Source organism: Streptomyces sp. NBC_01750, from assembly GCF_035918095.1.
Classification (GTDB): Bacteria; Actinomycetota; Actinomycetes; order Streptomycetales; family Streptomycetaceae; genus Streptomyces.
This window is the reverse complement of record NZ_CP109137.1, coordinates 8,570,048-8,590,560: the sequence shown is the minus strand read 5'-3', so window position 1 is coordinate 8,590,560 and position 20,513 is coordinate 8,570,048. Positions and strand designations below refer to the sequence as shown.

The 20,513-nt window shown below is 69.8% G+C and carries 16 protein-coding genes and 1 pseudogene; 8 read left to right on the top strand and 9 right to left on the bottom strand.

Features of this window, described 5'->3' with window-relative positions; translation table 11 throughout:
- Window position 1: 1 nt before the first annotated feature.
- The 4 genes and pseudogenes from OG966_RS38700 (at window position 2) to sbnA (ending at window position 5,971) form a co-directional block, all read left to right on the top strand.
- Window positions 2–2,562, top strand: a pseudogene (locus tag OG966_RS38700) (non-ribosomal peptide synthetase).
- Window positions 2,563–2,579: 17 nt separating this feature from the next.
- A complete protein-coding gene (locus tag OG966_RS38695) occupies window positions 2,580–3,584 on the top strand; it encodes a TauD/TfdA family dioxygenase (RefSeq protein WP_442806828.1) in 1,005 nt (334 codons plus the stop codon).
- Entirely contained in the window at window positions 3,581–4,657 is a 1,077-nt protein-coding gene (gene sbnB, locus OG966_RS38690; RefSeq protein WP_326654802.1) for a 2,3-diaminopropionate biosynthesis protein SbnB, read from the top strand. The genes OG966_RS38695 and sbnB overlap by 4 nt, the downstream gene beginning before the upstream one ends.
- Before the next feature lie 213 nt (window positions 4,658–4,870).
- Window positions 4,871–5,971 carry a 2,3-diaminopropionate biosynthesis protein SbnA gene (gene sbnA, locus OG966_RS38685; protein ID WP_326654801.1) on the top strand — a complete coding sequence of 367 codons (1,101 nt, stop codon included), beginning with the start codon at window positions 4,871–4,873 and terminating at the stop codon, window positions 5,969–5,971.
- A gap of 82 nt (window positions 5,972–6,053) precedes the next feature.
- Here sbnA and OG966_RS38680 read toward each other — a convergent pair whose 3' ends face one another.
- Entirely contained in the window at window positions 6,054–6,683 is a 630-nt protein-coding gene (locus OG966_RS38680; protein WP_326654800.1) for a TetR/AcrR family transcriptional regulator, read from the bottom strand.
- A 221-nt stretch (window positions 6,684–6,904) separates the two neighbouring features.
- Between OG966_RS38680 and OG966_RS38675 the strand changes: the two genes are divergently transcribed.
- Window positions 6,905–8,059, top strand: coding sequence for an FAD-dependent oxidoreductase (locus tag OG966_RS38675; protein ID WP_326654799.1), 1,155 nt, complete (start codon window positions 6,905–6,907; stop codon window positions 8,057–8,059).
- Window positions 8,060–8,283: 224 nt separating this feature from the next.
- Here OG966_RS38675 and OG966_RS38670 read toward each other — a convergent pair whose 3' ends face one another.
- The 6 genes from OG966_RS38670 to fusA all read right to left on the bottom strand — a co-directional run bounded on the left by OG966_RS38670 (window position 8,284) and on the right by fusA (window position 15,840).
- On the bottom strand, window positions 8,284–8,670 hold the full coding sequence (locus tag OG966_RS38670; RefSeq protein ID WP_326654798.1) for a peptidoglycan-binding domain-containing protein: 387 nt from the start codon (window positions 8,668–8,670) through the stop codon (window positions 8,284–8,286).
- A 327-nt stretch (window positions 8,671–8,997) separates the two neighbouring features.
- A complete protein-coding gene (locus OG966_RS38665; RefSeq protein WP_326655539.1) occupies window positions 8,998–10,776 on the bottom strand; it encodes a S8 family peptidase in 1,779 nt (592 codons plus the stop codon).
- A gap of 423 nt (window positions 10,777–11,199) precedes the next feature.
- Complete coding sequence (locus tag OG966_RS41050; protein ID WP_442806792.1) at window positions 11,200–11,439, bottom strand: aldo/keto reductase; 240 nt, start codon at window positions 11,437–11,439, stop codon at window positions 11,200–11,202.
- 171 nt (window positions 11,440–11,610) lie between these two features.
- Complete coding sequence (locus tag OG966_RS38655) at window positions 11,611–12,219, bottom strand: rhomboid family intramembrane serine protease (protein ID WP_326654796.1); 609 nt, start codon at window positions 12,217–12,219, stop codon at window positions 11,611–11,613.
- Window positions 12,220–12,720: 501 nt separating this feature from the next.
- On the bottom strand, window positions 12,721–13,419 hold the full coding sequence (locus OG966_RS38650) for a DUF4232 domain-containing protein (RefSeq protein ID WP_326654794.1): 699 nt from the start codon (window positions 13,417–13,419) through the stop codon (window positions 12,721–12,723).
- Window positions 13,420–13,734: 315 nt separating this feature from the next.
- Window positions 13,735–15,840 carry an elongation factor G gene (fusA, locus tag OG966_RS38645; RefSeq protein WP_326654792.1) on the bottom strand — a complete coding sequence of 702 codons (2,106 nt, stop codon included), beginning with the start codon at window positions 15,838–15,840 and terminating at the stop codon, window positions 13,735–13,737.
- Between the two features lie 539 nt (window positions 15,841–16,379).
- Between fusA and OG966_RS38640 the strand changes: the two genes are divergently transcribed.
- Entirely contained in the window at window positions 16,380–17,024 is a 645-nt protein-coding gene (locus OG966_RS38640; RefSeq protein WP_326654791.1) for a DUF4232 domain-containing protein, read from the top strand.
- Window positions 17,025–17,063: 39 nt separating this feature from the next.
- Here OG966_RS38640 and OG966_RS38635 read toward each other — a convergent pair whose 3' ends face one another.
- A complete protein-coding gene (locus tag OG966_RS38635) occupies window positions 17,064–17,900 on the bottom strand; it encodes an ATP-grasp domain-containing protein (protein ID WP_326654790.1) in 837 nt (278 codons plus the stop codon).
- Window positions 17,897–18,853 (bottom strand): ATP-grasp domain-containing protein, encoded by a 957-nt coding sequence (locus OG966_RS38630; protein WP_326654789.1) that lies wholly within the window; start codon window positions 18,851–18,853, stop codon window positions 17,897–17,899. The genes OG966_RS38635 and OG966_RS38630 overlap by 4 nt, the downstream gene beginning before the upstream one ends.
- A gap of 295 nt (window positions 18,854–19,148) precedes the next feature.
- Between OG966_RS38630 and OG966_RS38625 the strand changes: the two genes are divergently transcribed.
- Together OG966_RS38625 and OG966_RS38620 are read left to right on the top strand one after the other, a co-directional pair.
- Window positions 19,149–19,781, top strand: coding sequence for a DUF4255 domain-containing protein (locus tag OG966_RS38625; RefSeq protein ID WP_326654788.1), 633 nt, complete (start codon window positions 19,149–19,151; stop codon window positions 19,779–19,781).
- Window positions 19,778–20,509, top strand: a complete 732-nt coding sequence (locus OG966_RS38620; protein WP_326654787.1) for a hypothetical protein — start codon at window positions 19,778–19,780, stop codon at window positions 20,507–20,509. Before OG966_RS38625 ends, OG966_RS38620 begins: the two co-directional genes overlap by 4 nt.
- Window positions 20,510–20,513: the final 4 nt, after the last annotated feature.

Sequence of the window (20,513 nt, the reverse complement as noted above, 5' to 3'; positions counted from 1 at the left end):
TATGGGAGTGCAAGTGGAGGCCGACCGGGAGTTCTGGCGCGGTGTGCTCGCCGCCGGTGGGTTCACGTCGGTCCCGCGGTGGGCGCTCCGTCCGGTGGCGGGTGTTGGCGTGTTCGAGGCGGTGGTGCCGGACGGCACGGTGGGGGTGTTGCGTGGGCTGGCGGGGGAGTTGGCGGTGCCGTTGGGTTCGGTGTTGCTGGCTGCGCATGCCAGGGTGCTGGCGGCGTTGTCGGGGGAGCGGGAGGTGTCCACCGGCTACGTGGCTGTGGGGGTGGCGGGCCGTTGCCGTGCCGGCTGTCGACCGGGCCCGTGTCGTGGCGGGAGTTGGTGCGGGCCACTGATCTGGTTGTTTCGGAGTTGTTGTCGCACCGGGACTGTGCGGTCGATGAGCTGAGGGCGGAGCTGGGTCTGGCCCAGTTGTCGCCGGAGACGGTGTTCGATCCGGGCGGTGCGGGCGGTGTTCTGGCCGAAGCCACCGTCGTCGGGGTGGGATTCTCCCGGCACGGCGGCCGTTTGCGTCTGGGGCTGCGCTACCGCACCGAGATGCTTGATGCGGACGGTGCGGCCAGGATCGCCGGCTACCACCTGGCCGCGCTCGCGCTGATCGCCGCCGACCCGGATGCCGACCACGCACGCCAGAGCCTGCTGTCCGCCGACGAGCTGCGGTTCCAGCTGGAGGGGCTGGCCGGACCGGTCCGGGAGCTGCCGCAGCGCCGGTTCCACGAACTGTTCGAGGACCGGGTACGGGCCCACCCGGACGCCGTCGCCGCCGTGCACGGCACCCGGCGGTGGACGTATGGGGAGCTCAACGCCCGGGCGAACCGGCTGGCCCGGGCCCTGCTGGCGCGGGGGCTGGAGCGTGAGGGTGTCGTCGCGGTGGTCACCGAGCGCAACCTGGACTGGCTGGCCGCCGTCCTCGCGGTCTTCAAAGCCGGCGGCGTCTACCTGCCCATCGAGCCGCACTTCCCCGCCGAACGCATCGCCGCCACCCTCACCCGCGCCGGGTGCACCCTGGTGCTGACCGAACCCGGCAGCACCACCACCCTCGACCCCGCCCTTCAGACCCGGCCCGAAACCGAGCGACTGTTCATCGACACCGCCTGCACCGAAGAGCACGGCGACGACGATCCGGGCATCCGCGTCACACCGGACCAGCTCGCCTACATCTACTTCACCTCCGGCTCCACCGGCGAGCCCAAGGGCGCGATGTGCGAACACGCCGGCCTGCTCAACCACCTCTACGCCAAGATCGACGACCTGGACATCGACGCGCGAGGGGTGGTGGCCCAGACCGCACCCCAGTGCTTCGACATCTCCCTGTGGCAACTGCTCTGCGCACTCCTGGCGGGCGGGAAGACCCTCCTGGTCGAACAGGACGCGATCCTCGACATCCCCCGCTTCCTCGACACCCTCACCGCGGGCCGGGTCACCGTCCTGCAACTGGTCCCCTCCTACCTCGAAGCCGTCCTGACCGAACTCGAACAGCGCCCCCGCGACCTGCCCGACCTGCGCTGCGTGTCGGCCACCGGCGAGGCGTTGAAGAGGGAACTCGCCGAGCGCTGGTTCGCGGCCCGGCCCCGGACCCGGCTGGTCAACGCCTACGGGCTCACCGAGACCTCCGACGACACCAACCACGAGGTCATGGACCGGGCGCCGGAGCGTGTCCTGCTCGGCCGCCCCGTCAACAACGTGCACCTCTACGTCGTCGACGAACACCTCACCCCGGTGCCCCTGGGCGCCCCGGGTCTGATCGCGTTCTCCGGCGTCTGCGTCGGCCGCGGCTACATCAACGACCCCGACCGCACCCGGGCCGCCTACCTGTCCGACCCGCACCGTGAAGGCCAACGGCTCTACCTCGGCGGCGACTACGGCCGCTGGCACCCTTCGGGGAAGCTGGAGTTCCTGGGCCGCCGGGACGCCCAGGTCAAGATCCGCGGCTTCCGGATCGAGATCGGCGAGATCGAGAACACCCTGCTGCGGGTGCCAGGTGTCCGCGACGGCGCCGTCGTCGTCACCGAACGCGCCGACCACAGCAAACACCTGATCGCCTTCTACAGCGGCCCCCAGCCCCTCCGGGCCGCCACCCTCACCGACCGGCTGAGCGCCTCACTGCCCCACTACATGGTCCCCGCGGCCTTCCACTGGCGCGAACACCTGCCGCTGACCGCCAACAGCAAAATCGACAAGAAGGCACTGGAAGCACTCGCCGCCCACCTCGCCACCACCGAGGACGACCACCAGCCACCGGCCACCCCGACCGAGCAACGACTGGCCGCCGCCTGGGCCACAGTCCTCGGCATCCCCCAGAACCGGATCGGCCGCAACGACCACTTCTTCGACCGCGGCGGCACCTCCCTCTCCGCAGTCAAACTCGCCATCACCCTGGACCGCGCCATCACCCTCAAGGACGTCACCCGCCACCCCGTCCTCACCGACCTCGCCGACCTGGTCGACAACAAGTCCGAACAACACTCCGGCCTGCTGCAGCCACTGTCCGAATCACACGGCGCCCAGGCCGGTGCCCTGCTGCCGAATGGCTGCCGGTTTCTTCCTGAACCATGACTGAAAGGAATATCGAGATGCTGTCCGCACTCCCCAACTCATCTCTCGGCGTGGAGTTGCAACCCGGTAGGCCTCCGATGCTGCGGGTTGAGGCCGCCGTCGACGCGGCGAGCTGGGCGGCCGAGCAGCGGGAGGCGCTGCGTGCTGTGGTTGCCGAGCATGGTTCGGTGCTGGTTCGTGGGCTGGGTCTGCGTGACGTGGCCGGGGTGGGTGCTGTCCTGCGGGGGCTGGCGGCCGTTCCGGTGGTCGAGAGGGAGGCCTTTGCTCCTCGGGAGTCGTTCGCCGAGGGTGTGTATTCCTCGTCGAAGTGGCCGCCGAATCAGCCGATGTGTATGCACCATGAGCTGAGTTACCGGCTGGAGTTTCCGGGCCTGATGCTGTTTGCCTGCCTCACTGCGCCCGCCGAGGGCGGGGCGACGGGGGTGGCGGACTCGCCGGCCGTGCTGGATGCGCTGCCCACCGAGCTGACCGAGCGGTTCGAGCGGGAGGGCTGGCTGCTCACCCGTAGCTACAACGACGAGATCGGGGCGTCGTTGGCGGAGGCGTTCGGTACCGATGACCGGGGTGCGGTCGAGAGCTACTGCCGTGCGCAGGCGATCGAGTTCGCGTGGCAGCCCGACGGTGGACTGCGTACCCGGCAGCGCCGCAGCGCGGTGGTGCGGCATCCGGTCACCGGCCGGCGCTGCTGGTTCAACCAGATCGCGTTCCTCAACGAGTGGACGCTCGCCCCGGAGGTGCGGGAGTACCTGGTCGAGGAGTACGGCCCCGAGGGACTGCCGTTCAATACCCGCTTCGGCGGCGGCGACCCGATCGGTGAGGAGGTCGTGGAACTGCTCAACAAGCTCTACCAGGACAACACCGCGCGCGAGCCGTGGCAGGCCGGGGACCTGATGCTCGTCGACAATGTGCGCACCGCGCACAGCAGGGAACCCTTCGGCGGGCCGCGGGAAGTGCTCGTCGCGATGGCCGATCCGGTCCGTCTGGCCGACTGCTCACCGACCGTCGAGGTGAGGGTCCCATGACCACCGTCCGCTCCACCGCGGCGGAGCCCGCGGCCACCGGACACGCCCCCGCCCCTGTGCCACCGTTCGCGGTGATCCCCGGTGCGCAGGTCCAGCGTGTGCTGGAGGGGCGTGAGAAGGAGATCGTGGAGTTGGTCGAGGGCACCTACCGGCTGCACAGCGCCGGTGATTCGGTGAACCCGCCGTCCTGCTTCCTGCGGTTCCCCGACCGCCCCTCCTCCCGGATCATCGCGCTGCCCGCCTCGGTCGGCGGGGATGTGCGGGTGGACGGCCTCAAGTGGATCTCCAGCTTCCCGGAGAATGTGCCGGCCGGTGTCCCGCGGGCCTCGGCCGTGCTGATCCTCAACGACCATGACACCGGCTACCCGTTCGCCTGCCTGGAAAGCTCGATCATCAGCGCCACCAGGACAGCGGCGTCGGCCGCCGCGGCCGCCGACTGCCTCAGCCGGAGCCGGCCGCGGCCGTTGCGCGTCGGGTTCTTCGGGGCGGGCCTGATCGCCCGCTACATCCACACCTTCCTGGCCGGCACCGGCTGGACCTTCGACGAGATCGGCGTGCACGACCTGTCCGCCGACAGCTCGGCCGGCTTCCGTACCTACCTGGAGCAGTCGGGCACCGCCGGCCGGATCACCGTCCACGACAGCCCCGAGCAGCTGATCCGCCTCAGCGACCTGGTGGTCTTCGCCACCGTCGCCGGCCGGCCGCACATCAGCGACCTGTCGTGGTTCGCACACAACCCACTGGTACTGCACATCTCGCTGCGCGACCTCTCCCCGCAGATCCTGCTGGCATCGACCAACATCGTCGACGACATCACGCACTGCCAGAGGGCCGGCACCTCGACCCATCTGACCGAGCAGCTCACCGGCAACCGGGACTTCCTGCACGGCACGCTGGACGACGTGATGGCCGGCCGGGTCACAGTGCCGGCAGACCGCCCCGCCGTGTTCTCACCCTTCGGCCTCGGCGTCCTCGACCTCGCCGTCGGCAAATGGGTCTACGACGAAGTGACCCGCTCCGGAGAACTGCAGATCATCGACAACTTCTTCCAAGAACTGCGTCGACACGGATGAACAGCCGAGACGTCGGCTGACCGACAAGGAGGCTCATGCGGAGCTAACCCCGGAGAAAACAGCGGCAACTTCGCCGCAGGTCAACGCGCACCACGCCGCGGCCCCTAGCCCAACCCCCCGTCCGGCTCTGTGAATCCAGGTAAGGCGAGAAGCCCCCCAACCACGGTCGGAAGGACGTTCTGAAGGTGCAATGCCGCAGAGGAGGAGGCCATCGTGCCCGTCATTTCCGATCCCTACGCCTTCAACGAGGAAGAGCTCTATGTCGACCTCCAGTCGATCTTCGGGCGCTCACTGTTCCTCAAATGTGAGGGCTTCAACTTCGCCGGCTCCATCAAGCTGAAGGCCGCGACCGAGATGGTGGAGACCGCCGAGCGGGATGGAACGCTGACGCCGGAATCGATCCTGGTCGAGTCCTCGTCCGGAAACCTCGGCGTGGCGCTGAGCATGATCGCCGCGAGCAAGGGTTACCGGTTTCTGTGCGTGACGGACTCACGCTGCAATCTGTCGACCAGGCTGATGATGGAGGCGCTGGGCAGCCAGGTGCACATCGTCGCCGCACACGAGGCGAACGGCGGCTTCCTCGGCGCCCGGATCGACTACGTCCGCGCGCTGTGCGCTTCCGACAGCCGGTACGTGTGGCTCAGCCAGTACACCAATCCGAGCAACTGGAAGGCGCACTACCGCAGGACAGCGCCGGAGATCGCCCGCCAGTTCCCCGCACTGGATGTGCTGTTCGTCGGAGCCGGCACCACCGGGACCCTGATGGGCTGCGCGCGCTACTTCCGGGAGCGGCAGCGGCCGGTGCATGTCGTCGCCGTGGACAGCGTCGGTTCGGTGGCCTTCGGCGGCGAGCCCGGCCGCCGGATGATCCCAGGCCTGGGCATGAGCATCCGTCCCCCGCTGCTCGACGAGTCCTATGTGGACGAGGCCGTGCGCGTCGAGGAGGCCGAAACCATCCGCACCTGCCGTCGCCTTGCCAGACGCGGATTCCTGTTCGGCGGCTCCACCGGCACGGTCGTCAGCGGCGCGATGGGCTGGCTCGCCCAGCACGACACGCGAGGGCTCACTGCCGTGGCGATCGCCCCTGACCTCGGCGAGCGCTACCTCGACACCATCTACCAGGCCAACTGGGTGCAGGACCTCTACGGCGAGGACCTGCTCGACCCCCACGGGCCGGCCGCCGCCGGCTCCGCGACGGCCCGCCCCGCACCACCGGTGCGGTCACCGCACCCTCGGCCGCGCCCTCGGCGCCAGGACCACGACACCCAGGCGCCGGCCTCGTCCGGCGACCGACCTCTTGGCGGGGCCTGGTGAGCTGAGCGTCATGACCGTCCGCAGGCCCGAGCAGCGGGGGTCCGCGACCACGGATGCACGGCTGGTTGAGTGCTCGTGCAAGTCAGCCTGGTTTTGCGGTGTCCTGGCGGCTGAGCGGATCAACGGGCGCGGGGCGGGCGGGATTCCAGCCGTGCTCGAGGAGGTCGAAGGCGGCGTCGACGGCGCGTAGGGGGGCGTCGCCGGCGTGGCCCAGATTGCGGGCTTCGAGGGCAAAGCGGGCCAGGGCCCTGCAGTGGGGGTCGTCGGCGGGGGCACCGATGTCGGCGGCGATGGCCCGGGCGAGGGCGTCTTGGTGGCGCATCCACATGCGGTGGGCGTACTCGGCCAGGACGGCGGTGTTCTTGACGAGTTCGATGAAGCCGGTGAGGCGGGCGTCCGAATCGTCGAGCCTGATCCTCACCCGCTTGATGTGCTCGCGCAGGGCCTGGGGGATCGACTGGCCGGGCGCCCGGTCGCGTACGGCGGCGACGAGGGCGGCCTGCTGGTCGGAGTCCTCGTCGAAGACCAGGGCTTCCTTGCCGGGGAAGTGCTTGAAGAGGGTGGTGGTGGAGACGTCGGCGGCTTCCGCGATGTCCCGGATGGAGACCTGGTCGTAGCCGCGCTCCAGGAAGAGGTTCAGGGCGGCGTCGGCCAGGGCTTGGCGGGTGGCGGCCTTCTTGCGCTCACGGCGTCCCACGGTCGTCTCAGGCATGGGCCCAGCATAGCGTCACGGTTGCCTGATGCACAAAGTTGATTCGTTGCACTTTTTAAGTGAGTGTGCTTTTCTCCTGGTGTGGTCGGCCTGGCCGCCGTGTTCATCAAGGAAGTCCCCCTGTGCGGCGAGCCGACCACCCTCAAGCCTGCTCCGGACCATGCCGTGGACCCCTGCCAACGAGTAACCCTCGACACCCTCTTGAAAGAACGGAGCACCCTATGAACACCAGCACCACCGCCCCCCGCATAGCGATCATCGGGGCCGGACCCGGCGGACTGACCTGCGCCCGCATCCTGCAGCGCCACGGAATTGCCGTCACCGTTCACGACGCCGACGTGCCCCGCACCGCCCGTGGCCATGGCGGCACCCTCGACATGCACCCCACCTCCGGCCAAGCCGCCCTGACTGCTGCCGGACTCATGGATGAGTTCACCGAGCTCTCCCGGCCCGAGGGGGAGCGGATGCGGCTGCTCGGCAGCGACGCCACCGTCCACTTCGACGCCCTCCCCCCGAAGGCCGCCGACGGCCGGGGCAACCCCGAAATCGACCGCGGCCAGCTGCGCGATCTGCTCCTCGACTCCCTCACCCCCGATACCGTGCACTGGGGCCACAAACTCACCCACGCAGAACCGCTCGGGGAAGGTGTCCACCGGCTGCACTTCACCGACGACACCACCACCGACACCGACCTCCTCATCGGCGCCGACGGCGCCTGGTCCCGCGTGCGGTGCCTCCTCTCCGAGGCCACGCCCGCGTACACCGGCGTCACCTTCGTCGAGGCCGGCCTCGAGGAAGCCGACACCCGCCACCCCAAGCTCGCCGCGCTCACCGGCGACGGCACCATGATGGCGCTGGACAACAACCTCGGTCTGGTCGCGCAGCGCAACAGCAACCAGCACATCCGCATCTACATCGGCATGCGCATCGAGCAGGACTGGCACGAACGCGCGAGCCTGGACCTCACCGACACCGACGCCGTCCGCGAACATCTACTGCGGCAATTCATCGGCTGGAGCCCGGACCTGCTCGGACTGATCACCGACACCGACACGGGCTACATCAACCGGCCGCTGACGGCTCTGCCCGTACCCCACACCTGGAACCACACCCCCGGCGTCACCCTCCTCGGCGACGCCGCCCACCTCATGTCCCCCTTCTCCGGTATGGGAGCCAACCTCGCCATGCTCGACGCCACCGACCTCGCTCGGGCCATCACCGCCCAGCCCACCCTCGGCGAGGCGGTCCGCGCCTACGAGAAGCTCCTGCTGCCCCGCTCCATCGAGGCGGCCGAAGGCAGCGCCGAAGGACTCGACAGCGCCTTCGCCCCCGACTCGGCCCAGCAGGCACTCGCCCACATGAACGAACACCACTGACTGAGCGGCTCAACCGGGCCTGGACAATGGGCACATGAAAGGAAGCCTCTGATCACCGCCTGGAGCAACGGCAACCTCGTGCACACCCAGAAGCTGTCCGGTCCATCAAGTGACTGCTGACACTTGGGAAGCGCCGTGGCAGAGCGTTCACATTTCCGGCATCAGCCGGCGCGGCGCCGGTCCAGGACGTGGGTCCCGGACCGGCATGGTACGTGCTCGGGGTGTCAGCAGCCGTTGCGCAGCCGGTTCCAGGTGACGGGACCGATAATGCCGTCGACGCCGATGCGGCAGGTGCGCTGGAAGTCCCTGGTGGCCGCGTCGGTGTAACCGCCGAAGTCCCCGTCGATGCCGGTCGGGCCGATGTAGAAGCCCCAGAACTGGAGGAGACACTGGGCCTCCCGTACGGCGTTGCCCGTATTGCCCCGCCGGATGGTGGGCGGGGTGACCGCGCCGTGGTAGCCGCAGTAGACGGCGGCTGCCCCTGTCTCACCCGCCGGTGTGGCGGGGGCCGACTGGGCAGCCGACGCGGTGCCCATGGAGAGTGCGGATGTGCCGGCCAACAGCGTGATGACGACTGCTGCCGAAGCGGCGAAGCGGCGAAGGCGCCTCATAACTACTCCTCATATATGCAGGCGGTCGAACCCATGAGCGAAACACTATGGGTACGCCTATCCGGGCAGGCAGATCCGATCCGGCTGAGTTGACGGCATTCCGCTTCTTGCCTGACCTCTGCGTGTGTCGCCTGTTGTTCACGGGTCGCCCGCCACCAGGTTCCGCGTAAGGAGCGGAGTGTCTGATACCGAGTCATCGGGGCTGCGTGCATGAGGAGTTGGACGAGGGCGTAGCAGTCGGCGGAGTCGTCCGCTGGGCGGCGGGCAGTAACAGCCGAAGGTCCCGGTGAGAGTCGCACACAGCTCTCACCGGGACCCGGTGACGCGCTAGAAGGTCAGGTTCCAGGCGTCGATCTTGCCGGTGTCCTGGGAGGCCAGGTCACGGACGCGCAGCTTCCACGTGCCGGCGGCCACTTCCGATGAGGCGTTCACCGTGTACGTCTTGGCGACGTTGTCGGTGCCGTCGTTGTCCGGAAAGTCCTCGAGCGTATAGACCGTGCCGTCGGGCGCCACGAGAGAGAGCACGAGGTCGCCGCGGTAAGTGTGTTTGATGTCCACACCGACCTTGAGCGTGGCCGGGGCGTTGCCGCCGACCCCGGTCACGGTGAGCGCAGACTCCACCGTGGCGTTGTCCGCGATGGCCACGTCCACGGTGTTCTCGAAGTACGTGCCGGGCGGCGGCGTGCCGCCGACAGCCTTCAGCGCGTCGACCTTGCCCTCGCCGAAGAAACTGTTGTTGGCGGTCGTGCCCGTGCAGCGACTGTCGGAGGGGCAGGCAGTGTCGGTGGCCTGGGCGGCCAGCTTGGCCCGGAGGTCCGCAGGCGTGGAGCCGGGGTTGGTGCTCGCCAGCAGCGCGGCCACCCCGGCGACGTGCGGGGAAGCCATCGACGTGCCGTTCATGGTTCCGTACTTGCCGCCCGGCAGCGTCGAGTAGACCCCGGACGCGCCGTCGCCGCCCGGGGCCGCGATGTCGATGATGTTCCGGCCGAGGTTGGAGTACGAGGCCTTGACGTTGCCATTGCCCATGGCTGCCACGGTCACCACGCCCGGCAGCTCGGTGGGGATGTCGATGCAGGCGTTGGTGATGGTGCGGGTGACCGGGGTCGAGTCGTTCGGGCTCGATGTGTCGGTCCGCTTGTTCGCCAGGTCGTAGTTGGAGTTGCCCGCGGCCGCGACCTGCAGCGAGCCCTTGCTCTCCGCGTACTCCTGGGCGCGCCTGACCCCCTCGATGATCGCTGCCTGGTCCACGTTGTCCGGGCAGTTGAACATCCATGGGTCTGTGTAATAGCTGTTGTTGGTGACCTTGAAGCTGTGGTCGCCTGCCCACATGAAGCCACAGACGGTATTCTCGGCGAAGAACATGCTGGTGTTCGGCTCGGCGATCCGGACGGAGGAGATCTTGACGCCCGGGGCCACACCGATGACGCCCTTGCCGTTCTTGGCCGCCGCGATCGTGCCCGCCACATGCGTGCCGTGGTCGCCGACAGGCCGCCACGCGCCGGTCCTCGTGTCCGCCTTGCCGTAGGCGCAGGAAACGGAATCGGCCGCGTCGAAGTTGGGCGCGATGTCCTGATGCTGGTCGTCGACGCCGGTGTCGAGGACGCCGACCTTGACCGCGGAGGAACCGGTGGTCACGGCCCATGCCTTGTCGGCATTGATCTGGGTCATGTCCCAGCGGTTGGACTCGGTTAGGGTGGTCGTGGCCTGCGTGGGAGATGCGGGAATTGCCGGGTTGTACGCGTCGGCCGGAACATCAGAGGTCCGGGTGGCGCCGACCTGCTGGACCCCGCTGACCGAGCGCATGGTGCCCGCGAAGGTCGTGGACGCCGAGTGCGCCACGATCACGCCGATCGCGTCGTAGTGTGCGAACACCGTGCCGCCGTTGTCCGTGACAGCTCTCTGTACGGCCGACGTGTCGCCCGGTGCGGTGATGACCAGGTAGGCCCGGGTACCGGCGGCCCACGAGGTCGCGGGCGCCGCGGAAGTCCCCGCCGCCGTCGTCGCTGCCTGGGCGGCCCCGACGGGAGTTACCAGCGCGACGGCCGCGCCGAGGACGGCGGTGGCGACGACCGAGCGTCTGAGACGGCCGGATATGAGGGTAAGCAATGCATCCTCCGAGAACCCGGCGGCGCTGGTGGTGCCGACCGGGTCGAGTGTGGGAAGTGGTGGACGCAAGATGTCAGACAATGGTCCCGGATGAAATGGTTCCGATCACGCAAGTGCCTTTCTCCGACGTGTGATTGGTTCTTGCGAGGTGCTGCGGCCGCGTCTCCGGAGCCGGCCGACGCCGGAGTTCGGCTCCCACACCCAGCGGGGGCGGACTGTGCCCTCGCGTCGTCACGGCGAACAGCAGGGTGCCGGAAGCGGCAACGCTTACGGTGGTCGCACAATGTCCTGGCCCGTCAGGGGGCGTTGTACGCAGGTACAGTCCGGGGAGACCTGGGCGGGCTCGTGTGGTGCGCGTTCAGGATGCGCTTGGCGGTGTCCTCGCCTATCCCTGTCCTTGGGTCAGTAAGCGGATCCTTCCGCTCACGCTGCGGCCTGGCGGAGGGAGTCCAGGACAGCCGGTTCGTCCTCGGACAGGCGCAGCGCGCCGACGGCCACGTTCGCGACCAGGTGATCCGGGTTATCGGAACCGGGGATGGCCGACACATGCGGCCCGTTCAGCGTCCACGCCAGCCGGATGTGCGCCGCGCTCGCCCCATGTGCGCTCGCGACGGCGAGCACCTCGCGGCTGTCGGCGCCATCCGCGCCTGGCTTGCCCCCCACCACGTCGAGGTGGCCACGGCCGAGCCGGGGCAGGTTCTCCTCGACCTGGCCGCGCAGTTGCTCCGGGGTGGCATCGGGCCGCCATTCACCCGACGGGTCTCGGCCCGGCCCGACCGTAGTGGTGGCAACGAGCGGTCACGCCCCGTCCGGGCTCCCCCTAGGACTCTGGCCTCACACACCGACGGCGCTGGATTCTCCGGCCCGCCGGCGGAAGGCGAAGGCCGCCGCCACACCGGCGATCAGGCCGAAGAGGTGGCCCTGCCAGCTGACTTCCGTGTTGGCAGGGGAGATGCCAAGCAGTATCGAGCTGCCCCAGAGCGAGCCGATCAGCACGCCAACGCCCACGTCCAGCAGCCTGCGGTCCACGAATCCGCGCATCAACAGATAGCCGAACAGGCCAAAGATCAGACCCGACGCACCCGCCGTGTTGGTGCTGGAGGGGGAGATCAGCCAGACGCCGAGGCCGTCCACCACGACGATCAGCAACGACACGGCCAGGAAACGGCGGATGCCACCGAGCGCGGCGAGAAAGCCGAAGACCAGCAGCGGGACGCTGTTGGCCGCGACATGCCCGAAGCCGAAGTGGATGAAAGCCGATGGAATGATGTCGCCAAGCTCGCCCGGCTCGCGCGGCACGATTCCGTAGGAATCGAGGGCATGGCCCGTCACCACGTCAACCGCTTCGAGCACCCACAACAGCGCCACCCAGCCGGCCATCAGCTTGGCCGCGGCCACGGCCCGGTCCGACCCGCGCCACGCGGTAACTTCTGCGCCTGCCATTGCAGTCCCACGCCCCGTACGTATGCATGCACCCCGGAATCAGCCACACCAGCCTAACTCGATATCCGCCCCACCGGACTGTGCAGGACGTCGGACGGCGCCGGGCCGTCACATGCAGGGCACATCCAGCTCTGCGCAAGACGCCTGCGGTTGCCCCGGCAGCAGGTCACAAGGTCACTGCCAGACCCGGCGAACGTGCACAGGGCCCCGGATGCGTCGGGGGCTCACTGGCCGGATGCCCTGCTGTTCAGCGAGCAGCTCCGGGCTGCACCCGACGTACCCCGACCGGCTCGTCGAGCGGTGGCTCGGCGACACCGGCCGACCCTGTGATTCGTGGCTCCGGGCCCGGCACCGCTCGGGGTACCGGGCCCGGGTCGAAGGGTCTTGCACAGGCGGCGGCGAGGGAGCTGCCACTCGCCTGCCCCGTCCCCCTCGTGTCCGTGCAGGCGGCCGCAGCCTCGGTGTCCCGCTGCGCGCGCCCCCCTGTCTTGTGCGCTTCCGTCAGGAAGGCTTCGCCGCCGTCACGGCGGTGACGGTCACCTTGTTGTCGCACTCGGCGAAGAGCCCGTCCTCCAGGGCGACTTGGTGCATCCCCGCACCCGGCAGACCAACCACCAGCGTCGGGTAGGCGACCGGCTCGGAGCCGGACTTGCAGTAGCCGTCCCCCTCGCCCTGAACCTGGACGAAGGTCAGTTTCACCCACGCCTTGCCGCCCGGCGCCAGCCGCACAGGGGACGCCGATCCGGTGCGCGTCACCGCCAGCGGAGTGTTGCGCTGCGGAGAACCGTTGCCCGCCCCCGCCACCGTCGGGTGGCCCTGCAGGGTGCACGCGTGCCCGGAGGTGTTGGCGAACTCGACGACCGCCGCTCCGATTCCGGTGCCTTCAGGACGAATAGCGGCCTGATACGCGGCAGCCTTCAGCCCGGTCACCGCACACGTCGGGGCGTCCTCGCCCGGCGATCCGGACCCCGAACCAGGCGCCGCGGTCGAGGCGCTCGCCGTCGGCGCCGCCGATGCGCCTCCGTCGGCCGGCTTTGAGGCAGCGGAGTCCGGCCCTCCGGAAGAAGCCCCCGCCGCCGTCGGCGACCCGGCCGCCCCTGTCTCGCCGTCGCCAGGCTGGCACCCGGCCACCAACAGTGTGGCCGCCGACGTCGCGACCGCCGCCATCACGGCTCTGCGGATGCCGTTCCTGTGCTGCATGATGCCCCCGAATGAGAAACGTTCAGGTACCGGTCTCTCGCCGGCACTCGTCACTGCAGACAGCGCCCGCCCGCGTCGGGTTTCGGCCATTGATCGTCTGTGACACGGCGGTGACAAGGCCGGGTCATCGTAACCACCCCTGGTCCCACCACACCCGCCAACACCCGTGACACCGGTGAGCCGGCAAGGGTTCAGCACGCCGGGGTCCCCGCCCCTCGGGCCGTGTCGCGGGCGCAGAATGTACTGCCCCCCACGGCGCGTCCGCAGGCCGTCGGGATGACCCCGCCCGCGTGCGGGCGGAGCCATCCCTGAGATCTACCGTGACAGCATCCCGTCGGACACCGTCGCCGGCACAAGGGCGTAGCCGGTGGCCCGGTTGGTGAAGCTTCCCCGGCCCTGGGTGCGGCTGCGCAGCCGGGACGCATAGCCGAACAATTCCGCCAGCGGCACAGTCGCGGTGATCACCGCCGTGCCGGCCCGGGCGGCCTGGCCCGAGACCCGGCCGCGTCGTGCCGCCAGGTCACCGAGCACCCCGCCCACGGCTTCGTCGGGCACGGTGACCGTGACCTCAGCCACCGGTTCCAGGAGCGCCATCACGCCGACGCGCAGGGCCGCCCGAAGTGCGAGCCGGCCGGCTGTCCGGAACGCCATCTCCGAAGAGTCCTTGGAATGGGTGGCTCCGTCCGTCAGTGTGACCCGAAGTCCGGTCACCGGGTGACCGCCGAGGGGACCCTCGGCCAGAGCATCCCGGCAACCTGCCTCCACCGCGCGGACGTACTCCTGCGGCACCCGTCCACCAGCGACGGTCGATCCGAACACGAAGTCGCCCGCGTGGGCGCCGGCCTTGTCACCGGCGGCGCCGACCGCGGCCTCCAGCGGCTCCACGTCGAGGGCCACGTGCGCGAACTGGCCCGCGCCTCCATCCTGCTTGACGTGCCGGTACACCAGACCGGACACGCCGCGCACGACCGTCTCGCGGTAGGCCACCTGCGGCCGTCCGACGCTGACATCCAGCCCATGGGTGCGGCGGATCTTCTCCACCGCGACCTCCAGATGCAGCTCGCCCATCCCCGACAGCACTGTCTGACCGGTCTCGGGGTCGGTCCGGACCGTCAGTGAAGGATCCTCCTCGACCAGCCGTGCCCACGCCGACGCCAACCGGCCGGTATCGAGGCTCCTGCGGGCCTCGACCGCTACAGAGACGACCGGATCGGCCACGGTGGGCGGTTCGAAGACCAAGGGCGCCGTGGGTGTGCACAGGGTGGCCCCTGCGCGGGCGCCCTTCAGCCCGACCACCGCAACGATGTCCCCGGCCACCGCCTGGTCCACCTCCTCGTGACGGTCGGCCTGCACCCGCAGGATCCGGCCGATCCGCTCGCTGCGGTGCGCGCCTGCGTCGAGCACTACGTCTCCTTTCTGAATCGTTCCCGAATACACCCGCAGGTAGGTCAGCCGGCCCGTGGCGGTCGAATTCACCTTGAAGACCAGTCCGGAGAACGGCGCCGTCGGGTCGGCGACCCGCTCCTCAACCGTGCCGCCCAAGGAGCCACGTACCGCCGGCACGTCCAGAGGCGACGGGAGGTAGGCCCCGACGGCATCCAGCAGCGCCTCGATCCCGCAGTTGCGGTAGGCCGATCCGCACACCACCACGACGCCCTCACCACTACGGGTCAGGTCGCGCAGTGCCGCGGCCAGAGTCGGTGCGGAGACCGTCGACTCCGTGCAGAACTCCTCCAACGCGACCGGGTGGAGTTCCGCCACCGCTTCCTCGAGCAGTCGGCGGCGACGTTGCGCTTCCTCACGCAGGGAGTCGGGCACCGGGCCGTCCTCGAACGTGTCGCGTCCGGCGCCCCATACCAGCGAGCGCATACGCAGCAGATCCACCACACCCGTGAACTCGTCCTCCTGCCCGATCGGCAGCTGGACCACCAGCGGGACCGTATGCAACCGTTCCCGGATCGACTCGACCGCCGTGTCGAGGTCGGCACCGGCACGGTCCAGCTTGTTCACGAAGGCGATCCTCGGCACTCCGTGCCGGTCGGCCTGGCGCCACACCGACTCGCTCTGCGGCTCGACTCCCGCTACCGCGTCGAACACCGCTACCGCGCCGTCGAGCACCCGCAGCGAGCGCTCCACCTCGTCGGAGAAGTCGACGTGGCCCGGCGTGTCGATCAGATGGATCCGGTGACCGTCCCAGACGCAGCTCACCGCCGCGGCGAAGATGGTGATCCCACGGTCGCGCTCCTGTGAGTCGAAGTCGGTAACGGTCGTGCCGTCATGGACCTCGCCCCGCTTGTGGGTGGCTCCGGTGACGTACAGGATCCGTTCGGTGACGGTGGTCTTGCCGGCATCGACGTGGGCGAGGATGCCCAGATTCCGGACGGCGGTCAGCGGACTGGTGGTGTGCAGGTCGGTACGCACGGCCCAAGGCCTTTCAGGGTGATCGAGAACAGGCAGCGCGATTCCCGGACGAAACGGCCTGGGGTCAGGCCGGCAGAATTCCCTGACCCGGCATCACCCCGTGATGCGGCGCGACCACATCGGCATGTACGCCGACCAGTCGGCTCACGGGCAGGCAGGGATCAGGTGTTCGTCTCGGACGTCCAGTGGCGGCCGCGCGGCCGGCACCGGGCGCAGGTAGACATCAGGATCACGTCGTACCGTGAACGGGGAACGACGACAGCGGTGCGGTAACGCACGGTCGGGCTCCCCTCACTTGTCGATGCGCGCGCTGTGATGTTGTGGCGGCGCGTGTGGCGAGTGTAGTAAGCGAGGACGGTCCAGGGCACCGGATTTTTTGTCCCCGACAAAGGATGGACCAGGTCCGCTTCAGCGCTTGCCGGTCACGAGGGGAGCGACGAACCGGCCCTCCGGATCCCGTCGTTGCCGGCCGGGGCACCCCGCCGATGGCACGGCGGATCATGGCCGGGGCGTACGAGGCCGCGTGTGATGATCTCGGCATGACCGTCATACCTTTCAGGCACGCGCTGATCCTGGCGGCGGTGGCCTTCCTGACCACCGGGTGCGGGCTCTCGGCCGAACTCGATCGTGAGTCGAATCCGGCGCGGACCGGAGCACAGGAGTCGCCCCGGCCACCGGGCACCGGTCCGTCGACCGCTGCGCGGACGCTTCCGCCGGGTGATGCCGAGCCGCCCTCTTCCGTGGACGCTCAAGGCTGCCCGGACACGGGTGTGCTCGTGTCGACCGGCACAGTGAATGCCGCCATGGGACTCCGCGCCATGCCCGTGACCCTCACCAACTGCGGTAAGCGCGACCACCGGCTGAACGGCTACCCCGATGTTCGGGTGCGGGACGTGGACCACGAGCGCATGGACGTAACGGTGCTCAAGGGACCGGAACCGATCACACAGCTCGACGACCCGGGACCGCACCCCGTGACGTTGACGCCCGGGGAGTCCGCGCGCAGCGTGTTCGTCTGGCGCTACTCGGCCGTCGACACGGCGACACGGCGCGGGAGTGGCGTGTACGTGGAGATCGCCCCGGCCGCCGGGGTCGACCGGCAGACTGTGCAGCCGGAGGGTGGACTCGACATCGGCGACTCGGGACTGCTCGGCACGACGGCGTGGCAGAGAGTCGTCGACTGAGGCCTGCCCCTCCCATCGGTCATGAAGCGTCGGCCTGCCCTACGAGCCCCGTGCCCCGGTCACCCGCCGCGTGCCGGCAGTTGATGACCGGTTGGTTCTGGACAGGGTCAGTGCCGCAAGGGCCTCCGGAGCGCCGGACTGACCCCGGATGCCGGGGAAGGCGTTGATGTCCACGATCAGCGGGGCGCCGTCGCCCGTGTCGATGATGTCCACACCGTAGACGTCGAGTTCGAAGACCTCGCCGACCCGGCGCACCAAGGCGGGCCAGCCACGCGGCAGGTTGTCGGGAGTGAGCGACAGTGTGGGGCCGCTCCCTCCGGGCGAGAGCTCGGACCGGCGCAAGGCGGCGAAGAGCTGGTCTCCGATCGCCCACAGTTTGTGGTCCCAGCCGCTGTTCGGTGCGAACTCCTGCACCACGACCGGCTCCTGTGGCCATGCGGCGGCGAGCTCTCGAAGTTGTGTGTCGTTGTCGAGACGGGCCACCAGGTCGTGCCTTCGGCTGTGGCGGCTCTTGACCACCACCGGGCCGGGGAGCCGTGGGCCGGACGCCAGTTGAGCGAGCGTGGTGAAGGTGCGGGTGCTCGCGAACGGGAGGCCGGCCCGCCGGGTCAGCTCCGCCATCGCCGTACGGTCCTGGCACAACGCGGTCGCCGCGGCCGAGTTCACCACTGGCGCGCCGAGCTGCTCCAGGTCGCGAGCGAGGGCCAGGGCACGTGGCGTACGTGACTTCAGCAGGTAGACGTCGGCAAGTGGCTCGGGGACCTCCCCGACCGTTCTCGGGTCCAGCGTCTGCACTTGGTGCTCGGGGACGAGGAGGGCGGCGGTGGCGGCCAGCAGCGGATGGCCGGGCTCGGGTGTGATCAGGCCAATCCTCATATGCTCTCCCCCGCCGCCGCAGGAATCTGCACAGGAGTCGGGACCTGCGCAGGGTGAGGGCGGGGTGTCAACGACGGCCCGCGGACCCCGCCGTGCTGCTCCGGCGGACGGGCGGAGGGCAGCACGGCCGCGCCGGACGCCTGGCCGGCGCGGGCCAGCTCGAGCACGGCTCGTGCCACCCGGCCCGCAGCGTCCGGGACCTGACGGAAGCTGGGAAAGTCGTTCACATCCACCACCACAGGGCCGTCCGGACCCAGCAGCACGTCCACGCCGTACAGGTCGAGGCCGTAGACCACCCCGACCTGAGCGGCAATCGCGGCCACCTCGGCCGACAGGGACACGCGGCGTTCCCGCACCGAGAGGCCGGGATGGAGCGGGGAGCGGCGCTCGGTCGCGTACAGCTCACCGCCGACGCAGTACACCTTGACGTCTATGCCCGAGTTGGTCACATACGGCTGGGCGATGAGCATGCCCTCCCCCGCGAGTTCGGGGACCATCGCGGCGAGCCGATCCGGCGACGACACCCGGTGCACGGCCCGTCCCGAGCTGCCGTCCGCGGGCTTGATCACCAGCGGATACTCCGACGCCGGTATCTCCGCCAGCAGCTCAGGCCGCGCCGCCGCGTAGGTCGGCGGCAGCGGAAGACCACGGCTGCGACCGATCGCCGCGGCCAGCGCCTTGTCCCGTACACCTCGTATCGACCGCGCGTCGTTGACCGTCGTCATCCCGGCCGCGGCCGCGGCTTCGAGCAAGGTGAGCCCCGGGCCACCGGAGACCGTCTTGAGAACCCAGGCGTCATGGGTGCCCGCGCGCACCGCCTCGGTCATGCACAGCAGGGAACCGCCCGGCCGCAGCACGTCCACCTGGTGCCCCCAGGACGTCAGTTGACGGATCACCTCAATCGGCATGCCGTCATGACGGTAGTGCTCCTCCACCAGGAAGCAGAGCCTCATCGACCTTCCCCGTAAACCCCCGGACGTCCGCCGATCCCATCCGGCGAGTTGTGACGTCACAGGATGTCATGAACCTCCATGCGGCGATCTCCCGGCACCGGGCCGCCTCGCTTCCCGCGCCGTCAGGTGTCCCGGCACCGCCGCCTCCGGCCCGGCGCCGCCTGCGGATCCAGGGAGGGAACCAGGGATTTCCCCGAAGAGCCGGGGTGTCACCCGGCCCTAGTCTCGCAGGTGGTTGGCCGGTCCGGCACACACCTGTCGGGCAGCATCCGTGCCGCATCCGCACGATCAGGGGGTGATCGCAGTGGGCAGTCCCGACGTGATCGCCGATGTGTCCGACATCCTGCTGAAGGTACTGACCGACGCGGTGCGCGAGTCCGGCTCCCAGGCCCAGGTACGTCTCGTCGACCTCATTGGTCAGCAACAGGGCGGCAACGCCGGGCTCGGTCTCGAGCTCTTCCTCTACGAGGTCGCCGAGGACCCCAGCGCACGCAACCGCGGTCCCCGCCACACCGTGGTGGAGGACCCGGTCACCGGCGCCGTCCGCCAGGAGCGGCGCAGGGCGGACATGGCGCTGTTGCTGCGCTATCTGCTCGTCCCGACCGGCGGCACCCCCGATGCCCAGCAGCGGATGCTCGGCAGGGCCATGCGGGCGCTGTACGACGACGCCATCCTGCAGGGCCCGTTGCTCGTGGCGGCCGCGGAGAGCAACAGCGTGGCCGAGGCCGGGGAGTCACTGAAACTACGCCTGGCTCCGCTGTCGCTCGACGAGCGGGCGAAGGTGTGGTGGGCGATCTCGCAGCCGTACCGCCTCTCCCTCAACTACGAAGTGCGGGTGGTCAATCTGGCCTCCCGCGACATCACCGCGGCTTCGGCCGTCACGGGCGGCGGCGTCGCCGTCGGACAACGCGCCGGGGTCCGCACATGACGGCCGGGGGCGCGGCGGTGGACACCGTACGGATCGCACCGGGCCCGGTCTGCCTGCTGCCGCTGGACGCCTTCACCGGACGTACGCCCGTCCTGCGGGTCACCGCCGTGGTCGAGCGGCGCCTGGCGGGCGGCCGGTGGACCGCCGAGGACGACGTGCCGGTGGTGACGACTCCGGGCGGTGCGATCGTGTTGCCGTCCCTGGCGAGTGCGCATCCGGCTCCCGCGCCGGGCGGCGTACAGCGCCTGCGTATCCGGCTCGTCTCGCCGTATCTGCTGGACGCGGAGCACCCGGGCGGCGTGGAGTTCGACGCTCCGGCGTCGGCGGCGCCCGCGGTGACGCGGGTACGGCTGTATCCGCTGCCCGCCTATCCCTTCCCGCCCGGAACGCGCCTGCTGCGCGGGCGGGTACGGCGTGGCGGGCCCACGGGTGCGGCGGTGGCCGGAGCGGCGGTCAACGGCCGGGCCCGGGCGGACGCGGGCTTTCTGCCGCGGGTCGCCGAGTGGGCGGAGTACGCCGCGACGGCACGGGACGGCGCCTTCCGGCTGCCGCTGCGGCGTCCCGGCAGCAAGCCTCAACTGCCCGCACAGGATCCCGCCGCGCCCGAGGCCGAGTGGTTCACCGTCACGGCGCTCGCGGATCCCGGCCAGGCCGGCGGCCCCGAGGCATCGATCCATCTGACCGCGCAGGACATCAGCGGTACCGAGCAGCTCATCGAGATCCCGTAGCGGA